This window comes from Streptomyces sp. NPDC051555 (assembly GCF_044454405.1).
GTDB lineage: Bacteria > Actinomycetota > Actinomycetes > Streptomycetales > Streptomycetaceae > Streptomyces.
This window is the reverse complement of sequence record NZ_JBITDP010000008.1, coordinates 264499-281711: the sequence shown is the minus strand read 5'-3', so window position 1 is coordinate 281711 and position 17213 is coordinate 264499. Positions and strand designations below refer to the sequence as shown.

At 73.2% G+C, this 17213-nt stretch carries 16 protein-coding genes and 2 pseudogenes; 7 read left to right on the top strand and 11 right to left on the bottom strand.

Annotation, left to right across the window (positions count from 1 at the left end; genetic code table 11):
* Nucleotides 1-84: 84 nt before the first annotated feature.
* On the top strand, nucleotides 85-531 hold the full coding sequence (locus ACIBEA_RS19460; protein ID WP_399262427.1) for a hypothetical protein: 447 nt from the start codon (nucleotides 85-87) through the stop codon (nucleotides 529-531).
* Between the two features lie 4 nt (nucleotides 532-535).
* Here the strand turns inward: ACIBEA_RS19460 and ACIBEA_RS19455 are convergent, their stop codons facing one another.
* A complete protein-coding gene (locus ACIBEA_RS19455) occupies nucleotides 536-1636 on the bottom strand; it encodes a phosphotransferase family protein (RefSeq protein WP_399262425.1) in 1101 nt (366 codons plus the stop codon).
* A 95-nt stretch (nucleotides 1637-1731) separates the two neighbouring features.
* Entirely contained in the window at nucleotides 1732-2865 is a 1134-nt protein-coding gene (locus tag ACIBEA_RS19450) for a hypothetical protein (RefSeq protein WP_399262423.1), read from the bottom strand.
* Nucleotides 2866-3453: 588 nt separating this feature from the next.
* Here ACIBEA_RS19450 and ACIBEA_RS19445 point away from each other — a divergent pair.
* Complete coding sequence (locus ACIBEA_RS19445) at nucleotides 3454-4032, top strand: hypothetical protein (RefSeq protein ID WP_399262421.1); 579 nt, start codon at nucleotides 3454-3456, stop codon at nucleotides 4030-4032.
* A 51-nt stretch (nucleotides 4033-4083) separates the two neighbouring features.
* Here ACIBEA_RS19445 and ACIBEA_RS19440 read toward each other — a convergent pair whose 3' ends face one another.
* The 6 genes and pseudogenes from ACIBEA_RS19440 to ACIBEA_RS19415 all read right to left on the bottom strand — a co-directional run bounded on the left by ACIBEA_RS19440 (nucleotide 4084) and on the right by ACIBEA_RS19415 (nucleotide 9179).
* Complete coding sequence (locus ACIBEA_RS19440) at nucleotides 4084-5019, bottom strand: PQQ-binding-like beta-propeller repeat protein (protein ID WP_399262501.1); 936 nt, start codon at nucleotides 5017-5019, stop codon at nucleotides 4084-4086.
* A gap of 278 nt (nucleotides 5020-5297) precedes the next feature.
* Nucleotides 5298-6143 (bottom strand): annotated as a pseudogene (locus ACIBEA_RS19435) (serine/threonine-protein kinase); the annotation flags it as partial.
* A gap of 10 nt (nucleotides 6144-6153) precedes the next feature.
* Complete coding sequence (locus tag ACIBEA_RS19430) at nucleotides 6154-6645, bottom strand: GNAT family N-acetyltransferase (protein WP_399262499.1); 492 nt, start codon at nucleotides 6643-6645, stop codon at nucleotides 6154-6156.
* A gap of 6 nt (nucleotides 6646-6651) precedes the next feature.
* Nucleotides 6652-7068, bottom strand: a pseudogene (locus tag ACIBEA_RS19425) (GNAT family N-acetyltransferase); the annotation flags it as partial.
* Between the two features lie 85 nt (nucleotides 7069-7153).
* Nucleotides 7154-8326, bottom strand: coding sequence for an acyl-CoA dehydrogenase family protein (locus ACIBEA_RS19420; protein WP_399262419.1), 1173 nt, complete (start codon nucleotides 8324-8326; stop codon nucleotides 7154-7156).
* Between the two features lie 184 nt (nucleotides 8327-8510).
* The gene (locus tag ACIBEA_RS19415; protein ID WP_399262417.1) at nucleotides 8511-9179 is read right to left on the bottom strand and encodes a TetR/AcrR family transcriptional regulator; all 669 of its coding nucleotides are present in this window, start codon (nucleotides 9177-9179) and stop codon (nucleotides 8511-8513) included.
* Nucleotides 9180-9293: 114 nt separating this feature from the next.
* Here ACIBEA_RS19415 and ACIBEA_RS19410 point away from each other — a divergent pair, with 114 nt between their 5' ends.
* From ACIBEA_RS19410 to ACIBEA_RS19400, 3 genes are read left to right on the top strand one after another with little or no spacing between them, the layout of a single operon-like run.
* Nucleotides 9294-9908 (top strand): DUF6230 family protein, encoded by a 615-nt coding sequence (locus ACIBEA_RS19410; protein ID WP_399262416.1) that lies wholly within the window; start codon nucleotides 9294-9296, stop codon nucleotides 9906-9908.
* Nucleotides 9899-10888, top strand: a complete 990-nt coding sequence (locus ACIBEA_RS19405) for a DUF6114 domain-containing protein (RefSeq protein WP_399262414.1) — start codon at nucleotides 9899-9901, stop codon at nucleotides 10886-10888. Before ACIBEA_RS19410 ends, ACIBEA_RS19405 begins: the two co-directional genes overlap by 10 nt.
* Nucleotides 10885-11853 (top strand): hypothetical protein, encoded by a 969-nt coding sequence (locus ACIBEA_RS19400; RefSeq protein ID WP_399262413.1) that lies wholly within the window; start codon nucleotides 10885-10887, stop codon nucleotides 11851-11853. The genes ACIBEA_RS19405 and ACIBEA_RS19400 overlap by 4 nt, the downstream gene beginning before the upstream one ends.
* Here ACIBEA_RS19400 and ACIBEA_RS19395 read toward each other — a convergent pair.
* The 3 genes from ACIBEA_RS19395 to ACIBEA_RS19385 form a co-directional block, all read right to left on the bottom strand.
* Nucleotides 11831-11983: an SCO1431 family membrane protein gene (locus tag ACIBEA_RS19395; protein ID WP_385777647.1), complete on the bottom strand. Its 153-nt coding sequence runs from the start codon at nucleotides 11981-11983 to the stop codon at nucleotides 11831-11833. The genes ACIBEA_RS19400 and ACIBEA_RS19395 overlap by 23 nt on opposite strands.
* A 128-nt stretch (nucleotides 11984-12111) precedes the next feature.
* Complete coding sequence (locus ACIBEA_RS19390; protein ID WP_399262411.1) at nucleotides 12112-12546, bottom strand: SPW repeat protein; 435 nt, start codon at nucleotides 12544-12546, stop codon at nucleotides 12112-12114.
* 83 nt (nucleotides 12547-12629) lie between these two features.
* Complete coding sequence (locus ACIBEA_RS19385) at nucleotides 12630-13997, bottom strand: peptidase C39 family protein (RefSeq protein WP_399262409.1); 1368 nt, start codon at nucleotides 13995-13997, stop codon at nucleotides 12630-12632.
* Nucleotides 13998-14190: 193 nt separating this feature from the next.
* Here ACIBEA_RS19385 and ACIBEA_RS19380 point away from each other — a divergent pair, with 193 nt between their 5' ends.
* Both ACIBEA_RS19380 and ACIBEA_RS19375 read left to right on the top strand, forming a co-directional pair.
* Nucleotides 14191-14853 carry a uridine kinase gene (locus ACIBEA_RS19380; RefSeq protein ID WP_399262407.1) on the top strand — a complete coding sequence of 221 codons (663 nt, stop codon included), beginning with the start codon at nucleotides 14191-14193 and terminating at the stop codon, nucleotides 14851-14853.
* 388 nt (nucleotides 14854-15241) lie between these two features.
* Nucleotides 15242-17197, top strand: a complete 1956-nt coding sequence (locus ACIBEA_RS19375; RefSeq protein ID WP_399262405.1) for an AAA family ATPase — start codon at nucleotides 15242-15244, stop codon at nucleotides 17195-17197.
* The last annotated feature ends 16 nt before the right edge of the window (nucleotides 17198-17213 follow it).

The window sequence follows — 17213 nt, the reverse complement described above, 5'->3', positions numbered from 1 at the left end:
GTGGTTACTCGTGCCGCGCGACGGGAAGTGCTTGCTGTGGCCGTGGCCGAACGTCTCGCCCGGCCCACCCAAGGGGGAACAACCATGCAGAACACCAAGCGCGCGGGTCGCACCGCACCGGCACCGCACGAACGGGCCGAACCTCTCGACGGCGAGTACGGCGACTTCGACCAGGACGCCGACTACCCGGACTTCGCGGAGGGCGCCCTGGCCTTCGACGTCCACCACGCCGTCTGCCCCGACTGCGGGCAGTCGATCGCGCTGGTCGCGGACGAGGAGTTCCTGCCGGAGCACGGGCTCTGCCTGAGCCCCTGGAACCCCTTCGGCATGACCGTGTGCGCGGGCACGGGCCGGCCCGCCGCCGACGCGCAGGCGGGCGCCGGTGCCGGTTCCGGTGCCGGTTCCGGCGACCGGGGGCTCGACCCGGTCGTGGTCCTCACGCTCCCCCAGGGCCTCGACTGGCGGACGCAGCCCTTCTCGCACGTCGGCGGTCCGGGCTCGCGTCCTGTCCTGCACGTCCAGGCGGCCTGACCGGTCAGTCCCGGTTCCAGTAGGTTCCCTGCACCATGGCGGCGATGCTGGCGTGGTGCAGGATCAGGCCGTCCGGGTCCGCCGGGACCTCCACCTCGCCGAAGTGGGCCTGGCGGTAGGCGATCCGCAGCATCACGATGCCGTGCCGCAGGGCCGCGTACAGCGTGTGGAAGTCCATGTCCCGCGGGGTGTGTCCGGTCAGCTCCGCGTAGCGGCGCTCCAGGTCGTCCCGGCGCAGGAAGTCCGGTAGGCCGGGCTGTCCGAAGCCGACGGTGAGGTCCTGGAAGAAGCGGTGCAGGTAGACCGTCCACCCGAGATCGACCTCGCGGGGGGCGTACGCCGCCATCTCCCAGTCCAGGACCGCGACCGGCCGGAAACCGTCGTAGACGACGTTGCCGATCCGGGCATCGCCCCAGTTCAGGACGGCGGGCCCCTCGTCGGCGGGCCAGATCTCCTCCAGCCGCTCGAAGGCCCGCTCCAGCAGCGGCGAGCGGGCCAGGCCGCCCACCACCCAGTCGTAGTAGGCACGTTGGGCGTCGACGTGCCGGCGCAGCGGGCTGCCCGTGCCCTCGGGGAGCAGGAACTCGGCCCGCGCGGCGGGGAACTGGTCGTGCAGCCGGGCGAGCAGGGAGATGCTCGCCTCCTGGAGCCCCGCCCGCTCGGCGTCGCTCGCCGCGTGCAGCCAGTTGCCCTCGTAGGTGTAGGGCATGACGTCGGGCGGCACCCGGCCCTCGGCGCGGGCCATCACGAAGAACGGCGCGCCGAGCGGTCCAGGGTCCGCCTCCAGCCACTGCACGCGCGGCACGGGCAGGTCGGTGTGCTCGGCGACCAGGCTCATCACCCGGTGCTGGCGGGGCATGTCGTAGGTGGGGAAGACGGTGTAGGCCGCCGGGTCCGCGGCCAGGCGCAGCGCGCACTCCTTGACCGGGGTGTCGGGGTGCTCGATGTCGAAGAGCAGGGTCTCGCTGGACATGCCGTTGGAGCCGGGGACGCGGATGTTGGTGACCTCCGCGCCGGGGAGGCTGGTGCCGAGCCAGGCCGCGAGGCGACGGCCGAGCTCCTCGGGTTCGCGGGTGGAGGTGCGGGGACGTGGTGCCGTGGCCATGGCCACCCCTTTCCTGCGGGCTTCGTTCGGGTCTCCGGGCGTCGGCTTCACGGGGCGCGTGACGGGACGCGTGACGGGGCTCGTCATCGGCCTCGCTACGGAGCGACGGATCCGTAGTCGGTGAAGCCGCTCGGGTCGTGGCGGCCGAAGCTGCCGTGTTCGAAGATGCCGAAACCGGTCCGCCCGTCGAGGGTGAAGCGGGCGGAGTGGTCGGTGACGCCGTAGGCGGCCATGGGGTGGGCCGCGGGGTCGGAGAGGTCGTAGACGCGGCGGTCGGTCCAGCCGCGGCCCTGCCAGGTGCCGTGCTGCCAGTCGGCGGCGGGCGGGTAGCCGGCGCCGACGGCGAGGGGCGAGGAGTTCAGGATCTCCACGCCGAGTTCGAGGGGTTTGCGCGCCGGATCGGTGAGGTGGATGACGGCGCTCTCGGGGTGCCTGCTGCCGGACCGGTAGCGGATGTCGGCCTGGGGCCAACCGAGTTGTACGTCGCCCCGCCCGGCGGCGTCGGGGAAGACCTGCACGGCTTCGTTCAGGGCGCGGTGGCCGTCGGCGTCCTCCTGGACGATGACCATCAGGAAGCGGTCCTCGAAGCGGACGGGGACCCAGAGCCAGTGGAAGCCTTCGGTGCGGTGCTCCTCGGCCGCGCGGCCGCCCTCCTCACCGGGGATCGGCCGCACGCCCCAACTGCGGTCCCGGGTGCCGGTCCACTCGCCTTCGGCGAGGCGGATCTCCTCGCCCTTGGCCCGGATGGTGCCGGTGACCCCGCCCGCCTGCACGAAGCGGCGGCCCTCCAGCATCAGCCGGTCGCCGCGCCGCTGGACGTGGTGCGGCTCCCAGACCGCGGGGAAGGCCGCGGTCCAGGTGAGGTCGTACGAGAGCCCGTCCGGGTCGTCGGGGTCCGCGGCGCAGTGCAGGCCCAGGGTGCGCAGCGGGACGTCCACGGTGATGCGCAGCGGGCCGACGGACAGGTTCATCCGGTCGTCGGTGAGGGCGTCGGAGGCGCGGACGGCGAGGAGTTCGTCACCGAGGCGCAAGGTGGCGTAGGCGTCGATGACCCCGGTGTTGGGGTAGACGCCGAGGCCGAGGATGAGAACGGCCCGTCCCGCGTGGTCGAAGACGTGGAAGATGCAGCGGTCGTAGGCGTTGCGGTCGCCGGTGGCGACGTACTTCATGGACAACGGGGCCTGGTGGACGGGGTATTCGTCAAGGGCGATGGGTCGGTCCGCGGGCATGGCAAACCTCCTGGGCGCGGGTCGGCTCGGCGGATATGACGGTACGTCAGAAACCGCGCCCGGGGCCAGAGTCGTGTCACTCGCTGACAGATCGGAGCCCCGGGCGGCACGGCGCGCCGCCCGGACCAGGGGACGTCTCGAACGGATACCCGCATGACGGGGGCGATTACCCCGTATGCGCGCGTCGCGTTGGCGGGGCATGAACACGCTTGAGGCTTCCACGGGACGGCGGCGACGACCGACGCCCCCCGGTTACGAAGAATCGGTTCATCGCCCGGCGGACCCGCCCATCTACCGGGCGATGCTGGCCCGCTGGGCGGACGACGGACGCACCCTGCCGGGCCGCCGCGACCCGGAGTGGTCCCGGATCGCCTCCGCCCCGGTCTGGCCGGGCGGCCCGCTGTACGGCGGCTAGGCCGTCCAGGGGGTGTCCGCCGACGCATCTCCTACCTGCCGGCCTCTTCCCGCATGACCGACCGGTCCCCGGAGCACGGACCGTACAGCGGCGGGGAAGGACTCTGTCGGGGCAACCGGTCATGGACCACCATCGACCTGGTCGCGGGAGTGCAGGGAGCGGGGGAAGCGCGAGTGACTGAAACGAGGCCGTCCTGGCCGGTGTTCGCGAGCCTGGGTGTCGCGGCTCTGGGGATCGTCGTCGGGCTGTTGGCCTGGTTGTTCCCCGTGGTCAGCGGGGTGGAGGCCGAGGGAGGACGCGCAGGCGGATCGACTGCGGCCGGGACGGGCGGCGGGACACGTTCCGAGGGAACCGCCCGGTCCACCGAAGCGAGGACACCCGCGGCGCCCGGAGAGAGGACCTCCCCACCGCCGACGCCGACCTCCCCGGCACTCAGCGGCCGGCTCCCCGCGGACTGGGCGGGGACGTGGCGCGGTTCCACCCGCAACGACAGCGAGCTGATCATCGTGAGCCTGCGGACGGGAAAGGAAGGCCAGGTGGTCGGCACGATCGACTGGCCCTTGGGCCCGTGCCGGGGAGAGCTGACCCTGATGGCCGTCATGACGGAGAAGGTGGTCATGCACGAGGTCATCACCGAGGATCCCCAGCGGAAATGCCGCGCCGAGGCGCAGATCGACTTCGCCCTGAAGGGGGCCACGCTCTTCCTCGACGGTTCGGATTGGGGCAAGGAAGCCACACTGCGGCGTGCGTGAACGGCCCAGGTGTTCCGACCCGCGGGGGTGTCCGGCGGGCCGCGTTCACGCTCAGGTGAGCTCTTTGCCCGTCGCGGCGTCGAGGGCGTGCAGGCTCCGATCGCCGCCGCCCCCGACGTACACCACTGCGTCAACCACCACCGGTGAGGAGAACCCCGTCTCGTCACCACCGCTGAAGGTCCACTTCTTGGTTCCGGTGACGGCGTCCATCGCATGGAACTCGCTGCCGCCGCCACCGAAGACCATCCCATCGGCCACAGCGGGGGTGAATTCGGAGGCCATCCGGTAACCGACCGAAGCGGTCCACTTCACCACACCGGTCGCGGTGCTCATCGCGTAGAGATTGCCGTTCCTCCCGTACGCGTACGCCACTCCGTCGGCCACGGCGGCCGAGGAGAACAACACGCCGTCACCGACGAGGGTTTCCCACTTCTTGGTGCCGCCGGCGGCGTCGATCGCCTGGAAACGGCCCTCGCCATCGCCGACGTACACCACGCCGTCGGCCACGGCCACGGCCGCGTCGATCTGCTGCCACTCGTCGGTCCGGTAGACCCATTTCCCGGCACCGGTGGCGGCGTGGACCGCGTGCACACCCGTACCGGGCATGCCTCCCGTGATGAACACGACGCCATCGGCGACGGCCGGCGACGTCGGGTCCAGGCTGCCGCTGATCGCGTAGGTCCACTTCCTGGCTCCACTGACGGCATCGATCGCGTGGAGGCTCTTGTCCCTGCTTCCGACGTACACCACGCCGTTCACCACGGTCGGCCTCGAAGCGAAGATCGCACCACCCGTGCCGTACGTCCACTGCACGCTGCCGGTGGCGGCATCGATCACGTAGAGGCGGCCATCGGTGCTGGCCGCATACACCTTGCCGCCCGCCAACGTGACCCCGGCCGTGGAGCCGCCGATGGGGGACGCCCACTTGCGGCCACCGTCGCCGGCGACGACTGCTTGGAGGGTGCCTCCGCCGACGCCGGTGTACACCACCCCGTCACCGACCGCCGGAGTTCCGTACACCGGGCCGGGCGCACGGAAGGGCCATCGTTTCGGAGTCCTCGAAGCGAGCGCCTCGATCCCGATGCCGGCCCCGACGGTGACGACGGCGCCCGCGGCGATCCGGAAGAACCGTCACCGGCTCGTGTTCGTGTCGTGGGGAGGACCGTCCGGGGGATCCGGGGCGTCCGGGGGGTGCCGGGCATCGAGTGTCCGTAAGCGCCGATGGACCTCGCGGACGGTCGCGGGACGGTCCCGGGGGCCTTGGCCAGGAGGTCCAGGACGAGATCGTCGAGCGTCGTCGGCACGCCCCTTCGCGATGCACCGGGCCGGGCGGGGGCCTTGCCCAGGTGGGCGTTCATCATGGCGACCGGCCCGCTCGCCTGGAACGGCACCTGACCGGTGGGCAGTTCGTTGAGGACGCAGCCGAGCGAGTACAGGTCGGAGCGGGCGTCCCCGGGCTGCTCCTGGAATCGTTCGGGCGACATGTAGGCGAGGGTGCCCATGACCCGGCTGGACCGGCCCGTCGTCTCGATGAAACGGGCGATGCCGAAGTCCAGGACGACGAGTCGGCCGTCGACCGTCAGCATCAGGTTGGCCGGCTTCAGGTCCCGGTGTACGACTCCTGCTTCGTGGGCCGCCGCCAGCGCCTCGGCGGCCTGGGCGACCCAGTCCACCGCCACCTCCACCGGAGGGACGCCGTCTTCCATGAGAACCGTGCCCAGATCACGGCCATGGAGCAACTCCATGACCAGGAAGAGCGATCCGTCCGCCGCGTCCTGGCCCAGGTCGTGGACCGTCACCACCCCCGGATGACGCAGCGCACCGGCCGTGCGGGCCTCCCGGAAGAACAGTTCGATCCCCGCCCGGTCGCTTCGTCCGTGCGGCAGCAGCTTGACGGCCACGGAGCGTTCGATCACGTGGTCCCGGGCTTCCCAGACCTCCCCCATCCCACCGCGTCCGACGAACCGCACCAGCTCGTACCGACCGGCCAGTACCCGTTCCCCCGCCAACTGCCCTCCCCTCGACAGGCGGCCCGCGCGCTCGGGCCGCGTACCGGCAACGGCCCGCACCTGTGCGGTGTTCACGATGCCACCACTGGCTGTCCGGTACATGCCGAGTCGGCTATTGGGCGCCCAAGGTCATCCACTTGTCGGGCTCCGTCAGGGGCTCGAAGCCGACCTTGGTGTAGACGCCGTGGGCGTCCGCGGTCGCCAGCATGATGCGGCGCAGCCCGTACGGGGCGAGGTGGTCGCGGACGGCCGTGGCCAGGGCGGTGCCGAGGCCCCCGCCGCGGGCGGCGGGGGCGACGTAGACGTCGCAGAGCCAGGCGAAGGTGGCCCGGTCGGTCAGCACCCGGGCGTAGGCGAGTTGGCGGCCCGACATACGGTCGTAGGCGCCGAAGTTGAGGGAGTTGGCGATGGCCAGGTCCTGCTTCTCGCGCGAGCGGCCGAGCGCCCAGTAGGCGTCCCGCGAGAGCCAGTCGTGGATCCGCTCCGGGTCGAGGCGCGCCGGATCCGTGGAGATCTCCCAGTCGGGGCCCTCGCCCGCGGCCGCCGCGTCGTCCCAGTCGGTCCGGTAGCGCGCCAGCCGCTCGTCCTCGGCGCACGGCCGCATCCCGGCCGCGACCATGACCCGCCGCGAGGCCGCGTTGTCGAGGTCGGCGTCGCCCACCACGGCGGCGACGCCCCGGGAGCGCGCCAGGGCGAGCAGGGCGCGCAGCGCCTCCGTGGCGTGGCCGCGGCCGCGGGCGGCGGGGACGAGGCCGTAGCCGATGGTGACCTCGCCGCTCGCGCCCGGCGCTCCGTGGAAGCCGACCCCGCCCACCACGGACCCGCCGTCCCGCAGTCGGATCTCGTACGGGCCGAAGGGCCGGGGGTCACCAGTGTCCGCGCAGGTCCGCAGGAACCGCTGCAGGGCCCCCAGGTCGCCGGCCGACGGGTATCCCGGCGCCCACGGCGCCGCGTCGGTGCCCTCTCCGGCGAGGATCCGCTCGGCTTCGGCGGGGCTGAGGGGGTGGAGCACGAGGCGCTCCGTCATCACGTCATCCATGACCGATGGCTACCAGAGCGCCCGTGCGGACCGCACCCGGGTTTCCGCGGGCGCGGTCACAGCGCTAGCGGGCTCAGCGGGACTCGGGGCCCGCGAGGTGGCGGGCGATGACCATCCGCTGGATCTGGTTGGTGCCCTCGACGATCTGGAGCACCTTGGCCTCGCGCATCAGGCGCTCGACCGGGAAGTCGGCGGTGTAGCCGTACCCGCCGAGGACCTGGACCGCGTCCGTGGTGACGGCCATGGCCGCGTCGGTGCAGAAGAGCTTCGCCATCGCCGCCTGCCGGGAGAACGGCTTGCCCGCGTCGCGCAGCCGCGCCGCCGCCAGGTACAGCGCGCGGCCCGCCTCGATCTTGGTGGCCATGTCGGCCAGCATGAAGCGCAGGCCCTGGAAGTCGGCGATGGGGTGCCCGAACTGCTTGCGGTCCAGGGCGTACGCCAGGGCCTCGTCCAGCGCCGCCTGGGCGACGCCGATCGCGCAGGCGGCGATGCCGAGGCGGCCCGCGTCCAGGGCGGCCAGCGCGATGCTGAAGCCCTGCCCCTCCTCGCCGATGCGGCGGGCGTCGGAAACCCGTACCCCGTCGAAGTGCAGCTGGGCGGTGGGCGAGCCCTTCATGCCCATCTTCTTCTCGGGGACGGCCGCCGTCAGGCCGGGCGCGTCGCCGGGTACCAGGAAGGCGGTGATCCCCTTGGGCCCGGGCACGCCGGTGCGCGCGAGGACCGTGTAGAAGTCGGCGATCCCGCCGTGGGTGATCCACGCCTTGGTGCCGGTCAGTATCCAGTCCTCGCCCTCGCGGACGGCCTTGGTGGCCAGCGAGGCGGCGTCCGAACCGGCGGCCGGCTCGGAGAGGCAGTAGGCGCCGAGCAGCCCGCCACCGAGCATCGCGGGCAGGTGCTCGCCCTGCTGTTCCTTGGTGCCGTAGCCGGCCAGGCCGTGGCAGGCGAGCGAGTGCACGCTGACGCCGAGGCCGACGGTCAGCCGGGCCGCCGCCAGCTCTTCGAGCACCTGGAGGTAGACCTCGTACGGCTGGTCGCCGCCACCGATCTCGCCCGCGTACGGGAGGCCCAGCAGCCCGGACTCGGAGAGGAGGGTGAACACCTCACGGGGGAACCGGCCGGCGTCCTCCTCCTCGGCGGCCCGGGGACGGATCTCCCGCTGCGCGATCTCGCGCACGAGCGCGATCAGGTCGCGGGACTCCTCGGTGGGCAGCTGACGGTCCACCGGCTGCGGGGCGCGGTCGGTCATGGCGGCGCTCTCCTCCTTCATCGGGCACGGCGGCGGCGCGCGAAAAGGGGTGGAACGCGCCGCCGGGTCTCGGTGCTCTTGCAGCCGATGCTGCCCTCCCGGATCACAGAAGGGCCTGGCCAGCGGCTGTGGCGGCTTGAGTATGCCCGATCAGGAGCGTTCCGTCACGGGTGCGAGGCATCGCTCACTCGGCCCGGACCGGCCCGGTGGGGTCGTCCGCGGGCGGCGGGGCCGGGTACTGCGGGAGGAACTCCCCGATCACCATCAGCGTCGTGCGCAACTGCCGTACGAGGAGGGCGCCGAAGGTGGGACGGTCGGGATGGTCCGGTTCGCCCTCGGTGCCGATCCATTCGAGGGTGGCGCCCTCGACGCCGGAGAGCCAGCCGATGAGGGCCAGCCGGGCGAGCGGGGGAAGGGCGCGGTGGCCGTAGGCGCCCTCGGCGATGGTGGCGACCAGCTCGGCGCGGACCGCGTCGCGGATGGCGAGCACCTCGGCGTCGGAGCCGACGCCCCCCGTGACGATCGTCCGGTAGGCCGCGTGGTGCTGCTCCGCGTAGTGGAGGTAGCCGTCGATGGTGCGGCGGACCCGCTCGGCCGCGGGCAGTTCGGTCTCCCCGCCGGCCCGGGCGACGAGTTCGTCGACGGAGTCCTCGACGATGGCGAGGTAGTAGCCGCGCTTGCTCGTGAAGTAGTAGTAGATCAGCCCCTTGGCGACCCCGGCCTGCTTGGCGATGTCATCCATCGACAGCGCGTCGTACGAGGTGTCGGCGAACAACTTCCGCCCGGTCGCTATGAGTTCGGCCCGCCGAACCTGCGATCGCTCGGTCTTGCCGCGCTGTTGACTATTATTCAAATTCAGCCCTAGCCTCGAACTGCCACAGGATGCCCGCAGTATGGCAGACCTGCCCGGCCCCGCTCCTTCGCACTTCCCCTGCGCACCGGACGACGTACGGGAGGCCCCACCGCCATGAGCACCGCAGACCGCAACCCGCCCGAGGGCCGGGTCAACTGGAAGAAGACGGCCGTCGCCGCGCTCCCCGCGTTCGTCGCGGTCGGCGCGATGGCGATGGTGATGGCCCAGGGCGCGCTCGCCGCGTCCTTCGCCGTCTCCGGCACCAGCTTCCAGGTCTCCTCCTCCAACCTCAGCAGCAAGGGACTGTCCTCCTACGTGCAGACGGACCGCTCCGTCGACGGCAAGGGACACCCGGTCGCCCTCCTCGGCATCGGGGAGGCGACGCTCACCGACATCTGCCAGTCCGCCTCGGTCGACACCCCGGTCGGCAAGGTCGTCTTCAAACTGACGGCGGGCGGCCCGGCCGGCAACGTCACCGCGAACAATCTGATCATCGACGGCGAGGACCTGAGCGGCGACGCCCGCTTCGGCACCGCCCAGATCGGCCGCGACGCCTCGACCTTGGACCAGGTGCCCGGGGTCAAGGGCGAGGCCGGGAAGTTCGGCCTCCAGGCCGGGGACATCGAGGTCGCGGGCGTGCGCTCGCACGCCTGGTCGGCGACCGGCGGCGACTTCCGGCTCAAGGGGCTCAAGCTGGACGTGGCCCTGGACGGCAAGCAGTGCTTCTAGGCCGCCGGTTCGCGATCTTCGCAGGCCCGCGTCGGACCACGGCAGGGAACACGGGGTGGCTGGAGCGACGGCTGCCCTGGCCCGCCCGCCGGGCCCGGCTGCGGGCCTGGCGCCGGAGCCGGCCGTTCTGGGGCGGGCTGCTGCTGACGCTGGGCGGGACCGAGCTGTTGCTGGTCCCGCTCTCCCCGCTGACCATCCTGGTCAGTCTGGGCCTCGGCGGGATCGCGGCGATCGGGATCGGGATCGCGCTGATCGCGGCGGGCCTCTTCCTCTGGTTCCTGCCGCAGGCCCGTGCGTACGTGAGCGTCCACGCGCTGCTGCTGTCGGTGCTGTCCTTCGTGGCGACCAACCTGGGCGGGTTCCTGCTCGGCATGCTGCTCGGGATCACCGGCAGCGCCCTGGCCTTCGGCTGGACCCCGCTGCCCGATCCGGACGGGGCCGAGGAGGGCCCCTACCGGAGCGCACCGGAGCGCGGCGGCCCGCGCACCCTGGCCGCCGCGCTGCCGGTGGTGCTCCTGGCCGCGCTGGCGACCGGCGCTCCCCCGGCCCGGGCCGCGGCCGGCGCCGGTCCGCCGACGGCCCCGCGCACTCCCCCGACCGTCACCACCTCGCTCTTCGCCCCGCAGGGGTTCACCCTCGCCGGGGTCACCCAGGTGCCCACGGTCGACGGGCCGCTCAAGGTGTTGGTGCTGAAGATGCGGGCGGCCAAGCTCTTCGACTACCGGCTGCGGACCCGGGACGGCCGCGAGGAGTACGGGCTCACCGCCAGGACCCTCGACCTGAGCGGCGACGTGACCTTGTACCTGACCAGGTTCAGCGGCTGCATCGAGGGGCTGCTGTGCGTCACCTTCACGCCCGACGGGCTGCCCGCGCCGCCGATCATCCCGCCCTTCGTCTTCATGACCGATGTCCGCGCCGAACAGGCCCTGGTCACCTCCGACCTGATCGTCACCGACGGGCTCCGGCTGGAGGCCACGTGATCCCCGTCCAGGCCGCGCCGCTGTGGGCCTACGGGATCGGCGCGACCTTCGCGGTCGCCGCCGGGCGCCAGCTCCAGTGGTGGGAGCGCTCGGTGCGGGGCGAGGGGGTGCGCACGCGCAGCCGCGCGGCCCAGCCCTACCTCGCGCTCACGGTGCTGTACGCGGCGCTGCTGCTCGCGCCGAGCGGGGCCTACCTGCTGTGGCAGGACCCGGCCTGGGCGACGATGCAGGTGGCGCATGACCACCGCGGGGTGTGGGCCGGCTTCGCGCTCTTCCAGACCGGCTCGGTGGTGGTCGGGGCGCTGCTCGGCTTCCTGGCGGCGCGGCTGTTCGTGCTGGTGGGGGCGGGGTACTGGGGGTACCTACAGGCCGTCGCCGGGTACTTCCTGACCTTCTTCACCCTGGTCCACGGGTGGGACGGCACGGGCTACCGGCGCCTGCTGAGCCCCGACGCGCGCGGCTACGCCGAGTGGTCCGCGGGTGGGGCGGACACCCACGGCGTCCGGGCGTTCGTCAACCACTGTCTGCACTTCGTCACCTCCGGGACCTTCCTGGCCCTGCTGGTGCTGGGCGCGGCGGTGCTCGGGGTGATGCTGCTGGTCGAGATCGGCTGGCTGGCGGAGGGGTGGCGGCTGCCGGGGGCGGCGGCGGACCTCAAGGTGTCGCGGCCGCTGGCCGTGGTGATCGCGGGGGCCGGGGTGTACGGGCTGCCGCTCGCCGGGGCGCTGGGTGCGAGCGTCCTCGTACGGCTGCTGGGCTGGGCCCTGGGGGCCGGCCTCTTCGCGGCGCTGGCCGGGGCGGTGCTGCTGCCCCGGTGGTCGCCGGTGCGCCGGCTCTACGGCCTGGTGGGGGTTCCGCACCGGCACTGGCGGGTGGAACCGGACCCGGAGGGCGAGCCGGATCCGGGGGCCGGATCGGGCCCGGGGGCCGCCGGGAGCGCGGTCAGAGCCAGCCGATCTGGGTGACGAGCATCGCGACGACGACCACCAGGGTCCAGCCGAGCACGTGCTCCAGCCAGGCGGAATCGTCCTTGGGGCCACCGGTGCGGACGAGGTCGCGGGCACGGGCGGTCAGAGCGGCGGTGTGTGCGGTCATGCCGTCCAATGTGACAGCGTTCCGCGCCCCCGCGGTAGAGACGATGGTCACTGGTGGCGCTCGTCACGCGGCCGGGCCCCGGCCGCCCGTGCGGTCGGGACCCGGGTCCGCGGGGCCTGGGAGCGGCCTCAGCCGGAGCGCGTCGGGCGCTCCCGTCCGGCCATGCTCGCCATCGCGAGGGCCAGCAGCAGGGCGACGCCGCCCGCGATGCAGTTGCTCACGACGGTCCGGGTGGTGTCGACCGCGCCGGAGACGACCCAGGGGGCGACGATCGTGAAGGCGGCGATGACGACGGCCGTCCAGGCCATCGCGTGGGTGCGTTCGTAGGCGGAGCCGAGGCCGCCCATGCACAGGCAGTAGGCCAGGCCCGCGATCAGGTTGGTGATCGCCAGCGCGGACAGTCCGCTGAACCCCGCGATCCAGGGCGAGGCGGCGATGTACAGGCCCGTGACCAGGGCCAGTGCTTCCACGGCCTGCGCGCGCGGGGTGGTGGTGACCCGCTCGAAGCGGGTGCGCATCTCGGCGAGGTCGGGGTGGAGTTCGATGTTCGGGTGGGTGGTCATGGCGGGCCGCCTCCTACGGGAGCCTTTATGTACCCTTTAACCCAGTATGTGCCCTCTTGCGGGCATCGGAAACGCGCCGCGTCTCAGAGCACCCCCACCGTCCGCAGCGCGCGCAGCTGAGCCGCGTTCGGGGCGCACGGCGCGTAGAGGTAGCAGATCCCGCCGCTGCCGGAGATGACCTTGCCGGAGGCGTGGTAGCGCTTGGTCCGCAGCCAGACGTTCTCCCACTCGCGGCGCGCGTAGACCCGGCGGACGGTCGCGTTCGAGGGCGAGTTGGGGTCGTTGGCGACGATGTCCCCGGCGGCGGTGAAGCCGACCACCGTCATCAGGTGGCCCGCCGTGCCGTAGCCCGCGCCGGTGATCTCCCCCGCCCTGAAGGACTGGGAGGTGATGACCGGGACGCCCGCCGCGACCAGCGTCTCCACGTCGGTGAGCGAGCCGAGCCGGGTCACCACGCCCGCGAGCCCCGGATAGGTGGCGGCGTACGCGGCGTTGAACGGCCAGTTGCCGCAGCCCTTGTAGGCGGCGTCGTAGGTGGCGCGGGCCGCGTGGCAGACCTGCGGGTCGGGGTACTCCTTCTTGACCCAGGCCAGGGCCGCCGCACTGGGCTTGCGACCCCAGTACTCGATGATCATCTGCGAGGAGGTGGGGCTGCACCAGGCCTCGCCGCCGTTGTCGTACTCGGGGTACTGGCCCGCGTGGACCTCCTGCGAGTAGCGCGGGACCGCCAGCTCGCCGGCCGCGCCGGGCACCGAGGCGGGGACCGTGAAGCGGTCGGGGACGTCGGAGGCCATCGCCCCCGCCAGCCAGACCACCGGCCCGAGCGGCGCGCCGGGGCGGCGGTACAGGGTCAGCCGCAGCTGCCAGTTCCTGATCCGCAGGCCGCTCGCGCGCGCGGCGCCGTCGAGGGCGAGGGTGTCGGTCCAGACGGTGGAGGTGCCGTCGCTCTGCCCGTCCACCGAGGTGCGCCGGACGTCGCCGTCGCCCGAGGCCCAGCGGCCCATCACGTACCAGGGACCGGCGACCCCGTTGGTGTAGGTGGCGCGCAGTTCGATCTGGATCCAGGTCCCGGCGGGGGTACGGGCGTTCCAGGAGGCGATGGCCTCGGTGGCGGGCACGGCGGGGCGGTGCACCGGGGAGGTCCAGGTCGCGTACTCCCAGGTGCTCTTCCTCCCGGTGTGCGGGTCGGCGTACTCGGTGCGCCCGACGGGGACGGCGATCCCCAGCCCGGGGCGCGCGCCGGCGTTCGCGACGGTCCCCCGGTGGGTCCCGGCCTGCCAGTGGCCGTACGCGTACCAGAACCGGTTGTCCACCTCCTTGCCCGCGGTCGGGGCTCCCCCGGCGCCCTTGGGGGCGGGCGCGGCCGCGGACGGGGTGGCGGGGACGGTGGCGGCCGTGGCGGCGGCGAGGGCCGCCGCGAGGACGGCCCGGCGCGGGGTGGATGCGGTCATGGGCGGAACCCCCAGTGGTGCGGTCCGGCAGGCGTGCCGTGCGGGTCGGGCGGTGCGGGTCGGGGCGGACGGGGCGGCGCGGGGGCCGGGCCTTCGTGCGCGCCCGGCGGTGCGCGTCCGGCCAGCCTCCCAGCTCGCGGGCGGCCGGGGCCAGGGCGGTGGGCCGTGTCGCGCGCCGCCGTAGGCTGTCGGAGTGGAACAGCCGATCCCGCCCGCCCCTCCCGACCCGCGCGCGTCCCTCGCCCCGCTGGCCGGCGCGCTCCTCGCCCTGCCGCCCTCGCTGGGACCCGTACGGGTGATCGGCGTCGACGGGCACGCGGGTTCCGGCAAGAGCACCTTCGCCGGGCGCCTCGCCGAAGCCCTCGGCGGCGCCCCCGTCCTGCACCTCGACGACGTGGCCACGCACGAGGAGCTGTTCGGCTGGACGGAGCGGCTGCGCACCCAGGTGCTCGACCCCCTGGCGGCCGGGCGGGCGGCGCACTGGGCGCCGTACGACTGGGTGGCGCGCCGGTTCGGGCCCGAGCGGGTCCTGGACCCGGCTCCGGTGCTGCTGATCGAGGGCGTCGGCGCGGGCCGCCGGGCGCTGCGGCCGTTCCTGGCGCGCCTGATGTGGATGGAAATGCCCCGGGAGCAGTCCTGGGGGCGCGGGCGGAACCGGGACGGGCGCGAACTGTCGCTCTTCTGGGACGGATGGGAGCGCGCGGAGCGCGCGCACTTCGCGGACGACCCTTCGCGCCCCTTCGCGCACACGTTGGTGCGACAGAGCGGTACGGGATACGAGTGGTCTTCCGGGGCGGATGCGACCGCCCTGCGAGCCGATTCCGTCACCTGGAGTGACGAACCGGCCGGGTCCTGACCCGAGCCCCGCCGGGCCGCCGATCACCCCGCCGGGGCGCCCTCCCGGACCGCTTGACCGGGTGCCTGTCGCGGCATTACGTTCTGAATGAGCGGTTTTCAGGACCGCCAAGGACGCGAAGCCCCCGGTTGTTCCCCCGTGACCGGGGGCTTCGTTCTGCCCTCCGACGGCTCCCGGGCGGACCTTTCGGCCGCCGACCCCCTCGCAAACCTTCACTCTCCGTGAACACTTGCGTCCGGGACGCCCCACCGACACGTGTCCGCCGCACCCTACGTATGGCCCGGGACCGCAGGTACGATGCCACCCTGATTTCATCGGCGCAGGGACAACTCGCGTACACCGCACGGGGGTTGCCGCGCTCCACGGGGGCAGGCTTGTGGGGGATGTGATGGACTTCGGCATGCCGGGCAGCGCCTACGCCCCGGCCGAACTCGCCTGGCTGCGCGGAGTGGACGCCTGCACGATGGGCGCCTATCCGCAGGCCGAGGAGGAGTTCCGGTCGGCCGTGCTGCTCGACCCCTCGATGGCCGACGCCTGGCTGGGTCTGCACGCGTTACGGGTCGACACCACCAACGCCCTGCTGCGCATGCACGCGCACCGGGACCGCTTCGGGGAGCAGCGCGCACGGCACCGGCGCACGCTCAACTCCTGGTACTGGCTCGGCTGGTGGGTCCAGCCCGTACTGGAGAGCAAGCGCGACCTGCTGCTCGCACACGCCTCGCACTGGCTGGACGGCCGCCACGTGCCCGAACTGGACCGGGCCCTGGCCGCGCTGCCGCCGGTGGACACCGACCCGCAGGTGCGCTTCCTGCACGCCTGCCGGGCCTATCTGGTCAAGGACTGGGACCAGTTGGTGCGCCACACCGAGCCGCTCGTGGACGATCCGCTGCTCGGCATCGAGGCGGGCCTCTTCGGCGGGATGGCCCGGGTCCGCCTGGAGATGTACGGGCAGGCGGAGCCGATGCTGTCGGCCGCGCTGATGCGCTGCCGCAGCGAGCAGCCGCAGCGCAAGGAGCTGCGCTACTGGCTGGCCCGGGCGCACGAGGGCACCGGGCGCAGCGCGGCGGCGCTGCCGCTGTACCGGGCGGTGCACCGGGTGGACCCGGCCTTCATGGACACCGCGGCCCGACTGACCGCGATCTCCGAGGGCGACGGCCTCGACGGGCTGGGCGGAGCGGACGGCTACGGACTGGGCGCGGCGGGCGGGGACTTCGCGGCCGTGGCGCTGGGCGGCGGGCTCGGGCAGGACGTCTCGGCGGACGGGCAGGTCGAGGCGGACCAGCTGCTCCCGGCCGAGCCGCCGGAGACCCGCTTCGGCCCCGGTTCCGGCGCGCCGGGCGCTCCGGTGGGGCCGGGGCCCGGTGCCGGCGGGCGCGCGGACGACGTACGGCACCGGGCGGGCGTGCCGCCGCAGTCCGGGCCCACGGAGCTGCCGGCCGGGCCGGCCGATCCGGCCCTGCTCGCCGAGGCGCTCGCGGAGCTGGAGCGGATGGTGGGGCTGGAGCCGGTCAAACGGCAGGTCAAGGCGCTCTCGGCGCAAATGCACATGGCCCGGCTGCGAGCGGGTCAGGGGTTGCCGGTGCAGCCGCCGAAACGGCACTTCGTCTTCTCCGGCCCTTCCGGCACCGGCAAGACGACCGTGGCCCGGATCCTGGGCCGGGTGTTCTACGCCCTCGGGCTGCTCGGCGGCGACCACCTGGTGGAGGCCCAGCGGGCCGACCTGGTGGGCGAGTTCCTCGGGCAGACGGCGGTGAAGGCCAATGAACTGATCGATTCGGCGATCGGCGGGGTCCTCTTCGTGGACGAGGCCTACAGCCTGTCCAACTCGGGCTATAGCAAGGGCGACGCGTACGGCGACGAGGCGCTCCAGGTGCTGCTCAAGCGGGCCGAGGACAACCGGGACCACCTGGTGGTGATCCTGGCGGGCTATCCGGCGGGCATGGACCGGCTGCTCGCGACCAATCCGGGGCTGTCCTCGCGGTTCACCACCCGGGTGGACTTCCCGAGCTACCGTCCGCTGGAACTGACCGCGATCGGCGGGGTGCTGGCGGACGCGAACGGGGACCGCTGGGACGAGGAGGCGGTCGAGGAGCTGCGCAGCATCAGCGGGCACGTGGTGGAACAGGGTTGGATCGACGAGTTGGGCAACGGCCGCTTCCTGCGCACGCTGTACGAGAAGAGCTGCGCCTACCGGGACCTCAGGCTGGCCGGTTACGCCCTGACCCCGTCCCGCGAGGACCTCTGCACCCTGCGCCTGGCGGACCTGATGCAGGCGTACGGCGAGGTCCTGTCGGGCCGCGGCCCACAGGACCGTGGCCGCCCGGACCCGCCGCCCCCGATGTAGCGGGGCCGGCGGGCGA